Origin of the sequence: Methanoculleus sp. (assembly GCF_035363275.1) — an archaeon.
GTDB lineage: Archaea > Halobacteriota > Methanomicrobia > Methanomicrobiales > Methanoculleaceae > Methanoculleus.
This window is the reverse complement of the sequence record NZ_DAOSET010000041.1, coordinates 1-4,363: the sequence shown is the minus strand read 5'-3', so window position 1 is coordinate 4,363 and position 4,363 is coordinate 1. Positions and strand designations below refer to the sequence as shown.

General features: G+C 61.9%; 4 protein-coding genes. All 4 read left to right on the top strand.

Features of this window, described 5'->3' with window-relative positions; genetic code table 11:
* Window positions 1–1,570 (top strand): type II/IV secretion system ATPase subunit (locus PLN84_RS09495; RefSeq protein WP_348532022.1); only part of this gene is annotated, 1,570 nt, incomplete at its 5' end.
* Window positions 1,570–3,510 carry a type II secretion system F family protein gene (locus PLN84_RS09490; protein WP_292383167.1) on the top strand — a complete coding sequence of 647 codons (1,941 nt, stop codon included), beginning with the start codon at window positions 1,570–1,572 and terminating at the stop codon, window positions 3,508–3,510. The genes PLN84_RS09495 and PLN84_RS09490, both read left to right, overlap by 1 nt.
* 91 nt (window positions 3,511–3,601) lie before the next feature.
* Window positions 3,602–3,757, top strand: coding sequence for a hypothetical protein (locus PLN84_RS09485; protein WP_292383165.1), 156 nt, complete (start codon window positions 3,602–3,604; stop codon window positions 3,755–3,757).
* Complete coding sequence (locus PLN84_RS09480; protein ID WP_292383163.1) at window positions 3,741–4,277, top strand: alpha/beta hydrolase; 537 nt, start codon at window positions 3,741–3,743, stop codon at window positions 4,275–4,277. The genes PLN84_RS09485 and PLN84_RS09480 overlap by 17 nt, the downstream gene beginning before the upstream one ends.
* Window positions 4,278–4,363: the final 86 nt, after the last annotated feature.

The window sequence follows — 4,363 nt, the reverse complement described above, 5'->3', positions numbered from 1 at the left end:
CCGTCTCCTCCGCCCCCGGAAGGACAACGGGGTCCCGGACAGATACGACCCCGCGACGCACGGCCCCCTTGTCGAAGCGGCGGTCCCTGGGGTCTACAAGGAGATCGATCGCTACTGGATCGCCGAAGGCCTTGCTCTTGCCGTGGTAGCCCGCAATACGCAGACAAACCAGGCCGAATACCTCCTCTTTGAGCCGGTGCTCTCGGAGTTCGAGTACGAACTCCTGGAACGGCTCTTCGACGACCTCCGGGACGTTCTGATCCTCGACGACCATGACATGGCCTCCGACCGCCGGGAGGTCCTTTCCGGGAAGATGGAGGGCCTCCTCGTGGAGTACGGCCTCGCCCTCGCCGATGCTTCGGTCTTCCGGCTCCGTTACTACCTCGAACGCAACTTCCTCGGCTGGTCGCGTATCGATGCGCTGATGAACGATAGCCGGATCGAGGATATATCCTGTGACGGCACGCAAATTCCGCTCTTCCTGTATCATCGGGAGCACCAGAACATCAAGACGAACATCCTCTTCGATGAGTCGGCCTTAAACTCGCTTGCGATCACGCTCGCCCAGCGTTCGGGGAAGCACATCTCCATAGGTAGCCCGATCGTAGACGCGACCCTCCCCGACGGCTCACGGTTGCAGCTCACCTTCGGCACCGAGGTCACCACCCGCGGCACGTCATTCACAATCCGGAAGTTCCGCGAGACACCGCTTACGCCCGTGGAACTGATCGAGACGAACACTTTCGACGTCGATCAGCTCGTCTACTTCTGGATGGCGATCGAGAACAACAAGAGCCTGCTCTTCATCGGCGGCACCGCATCGGGAAAGACCACGTCGCTCAACGCGGTCGCTCTCTTCATCCCCCCGCTTGCAAAGATTGTCTCCATCGAGGACACCCGCGAGATCACGCTCTTTCACGAGAACTGGATCGCGAGCGTCACACGCGAGACGGCATTCGAGGGGTCCGGCACCATCACCATCGGGATGTTCGATCTCCTCAAGGCCGCGATGCGGCAGCGCCCCGAGTACATCCTTGTCGGGGAGGTCCGGGGGAGGGAAGCCCAGACGCTCTTTCAGGCGATGAATACCGGGCACACGACGTTCTCCACCATGCATGCCGGCGGGGTCGACGCGGCGATCCACCGCCTGGGGAGCGAGCCGCTCAACGTGCCGAGGAACATGCTCCAGGCGCTCGACATCATATCCGTCCAGGCGCTCACCCACCGGGGGCCCGACCGCGTGAGGAGGTGCCGGGAGATCGTCGAACTGGCCGGGATCGACCCGCTCACCGGCAACCTCCAGGTGAACACGGTCTACGAGTACAACCCCGTACCCGACACCTTCTCGTATTCCGGACGGTCCCGGATCTACGCCGAGATCATGGGATACCGCGGCTGGAATCGGACCCGGCTCGACGAGGAACTGCAGATTAGACGGAAGATCCTTCTTGCGATGCGCGAGCAGGGTATCAAAGACTACAGGGCGGTTGCCCGGATCATCCAGGCCTTCGCGATCGAGCCTGACCGGGTGCTCGCCTCCCTCGACGACCTTGGTGGGTTGATCCGGTGATGCTTCCCGCGGCCGCGCGGTTCCGCCGACTCGTCCGCTGGTGGGTGGGACGCGACCCCCTGCGCTACCGGGGTCTCCACGAGGACCTCATTGCGGCGAACAGTGGGGTGACGCTTGACCGCTACCTCCTGCGAACGTTCCTCATCTCCGGGCTCTTCGGCCTCTTCTGGGCCACTCTGGGGTTCCTGGCGATGCATCTTGCAGTTCTCCCGCAGGTGAGGGTCAGGGTCTACAACGTCTTTGCCCTCCGGCTGCCGGGGTTCGTCCAGACGGACGCCATGATCGATCTCTTGCAGGTCGCCGCGAGCGCAGTCATCTTCGTCCTCACCGCTTACGCCGCCTACGTCTTCTTCCTGCGATACCCGTCCATCCTGAAGAAGAACCGGGCAACCCGGATCAACCTGCTGCTCCATAACGCCGTCTCCTACATGTACGCCATGCGTCAGGGCGGGGCGGAGATGATGGGGATCTTCCGGGCGATCAGTATGAACTCGGCGGTCTACGGTGAAGCAGCCCACGAGTTCCGCCGCGTCGTCCGGGACACCGACTACTTCGGCTACGACCAGATCACGGCGCTCCGGCACCTGCAGGAGACAACCCCTTCGGAGAAACTGCGGGAGTTCGTTCAGGACCTCATCTCCGTGGTCGAGAGCGGGGGAGACGTACTCGGGTTCCTTGATGCCCGGGTGCGGATATACCAGGAAGATGCCCGGTTCGAGCAGAAGACCTTTCTTTCCACGCTCCAGCTGGCTGCCGAGGCCTATGTGACGCTCTTTGTCGCCGGCCCGCTTTTTATCATCATCGTCATGGTCGTCATGGGTCTCATGAGCGGCGCGCCGATCCTGGAACTCTCCATCGTCATCTACCTCCTCATCCCGGTCGGGTCGCTCTTCTTCATCCTTGCAATCGACGCAATCTCGATCAAGACCGAGACCGTCGAGCGGTATACCGAGGCACGCTGGCTCCGTGAGTTCGCCGACGTCCGGGTCGAGGAGCGTACCGGCGACGAGCAGTCTTCCCGGCAACTGGAGCGTTACGATCGGGTCCGGAAAATCCGGGCCTTCGTGCGCCACCCCCTCCAGGCGTTCCTCGTCGAACCGAACCGGACGTTCTACGTGACGGTGCCGGTCGCGCTCGGGTACGTCCTCCTCACCGTCCTTGCGACCCCGGCCTACGCCGACCCCGAGATCCTCGTCGACGTCCTGGACGACCACATGATCGTGGCGCTGTTGATCGTCCTTCTCCCTTTCGGCATCGTTCACCTGTTCTGGCGGAGAAAGGTGATGGGGCTCGAAGCGGCGATCCCCGAGTTCCTCAATCGCCTCTCCGGAATAAACCAGGTGGGCCTGACACTCGCGCAGGCGATCTCGATCCTCGTAAAGGCAGATCTCGGGGTGCTGACCTACGAGATCCGGAAGGTCAAGCGTGACATCGAGTGGGGTGCCAGCGTCCAGGAGGCGCTCGTGCGGTTTGAGGAGCGGATACGCACCCCCACCATCGCCCGGGCGGTGACCCTGATCACGACAGCGAGCCGGATGACCGGATCTATCGGTGAAGTGCTGAACATCGCAGCCCGCGACGCAGCGATCTCGGAGAACCTCAAGCGCGAGAGAGAGGCTGATATGTTCATCTACACCGCCATCATCTACCTGGTCTTCATCGTCTTCGTCTTCGTTGTGACCATCATCGATATCCAGTTTCTCTCCGTGCTGGCCGATGTCAACGCCCTCTCCACCGGCGGCACGGTGGCCGCCGCAGTGCCTATCGGGCACACCCCCATCATAACCTTCGAACGCCTCCTCTACCACGGGTGCCTCATCCAGGCACTCTTCTCCGGCCTGATCGCCGGGCAGATGGGGGAGGCGTCGATCCGGGCGGGCGTCAAACACGCAGCCGTAATGCTCATCATCGCGCTCGTGGTCTTCACCGTCGTTGTCTAGGGCCCTTATACCTTCCGCGCCCCCTCCCGCCCGGGGTGCCGCGATAGGGTTTTATATTCTCCGCCCCCCACTTCTCTCCTGGTGATGCCAGATGTGTACAGTTGGTGGACCTGTCGATATCGAGTTTGATGATGAGCGGGTAAAGGGCACAAGTTACCGGTGCAAAGAGTGCGGCGAGCGATTCAAAGGCGTCGGAAAGCGGCCCATGTGCCCGAGCTGCCAGTCGGAAGATGTCGAAGAAGTCTGAAGGCGGCGCTTCCGGGAGCCCCCCCGCCGGGCCGGGCGGGATGACCGTACCCCTCGGGGGGGACCTCCTGCTCATCCAGGGAGAACGCTCTTTTCTGCTTGTGGGGAACGCCGGTTCCCGGTTCACACTCTGCATCGAGGTCCCTGACGACGAGTACTGCCTCGCAGTCGACCCCGACGACCTGATTGCCGTCTCCATGCCGGAAGGCGGGCCTGTCGAGCAGGCACGCATGATGCTCGAGATGGTCCGGCGATACCATATCCCCCTCGTCGTCCTCCCGAAGGACCACCCCGGGTCGAAGCGGTTATCGATGGTCGTCTCAGTCGCCCCGGAGATCGTTCTCTCCTGCGATATTCGCCGGGGGACCCATCCCGAGCAGCACCTGCTCTGCTCGTCGACGGAGCTCTCCGGGCTCTCGCTTGCCGGAATTCCCGGGGGCGTTTCGATCGAACAACTGCCCTTCGGGGTGACAGTGAAGCATCTGGAAACGGAAAATTCCTCCGCGGACAAACAACAATAAATATATGCTTATTTTCATCAAATATTCATGAGCCGTGAGAAGGAGGGTTTGATGAAGACCGATGTCCTGAAAAGCATCAGGGAAAC

Coding starts and splice junctions, on each gene's coding strand:
- PLN84_RS09485 (WP_292383165.1), top strand. CDS start 3,602: ATGTGTACAGTTGGTGGACCTGTCGATATCGAGTTTGATGATGAGCGG.
- PLN84_RS09490 (WP_292383167.1), top strand. CDS start 1,570: ATGCTTCCCGCGGCCGCGCGGTTCCGCCGACTCGTCCGCTGGTGGGTG.
- PLN84_RS09480 (WP_292383163.1), top strand. CDS start 3,741: ATGTCGAAGAAGTCTGAAGGCGGCGCTTCCGGGAGCCCCCCCGCCGGG.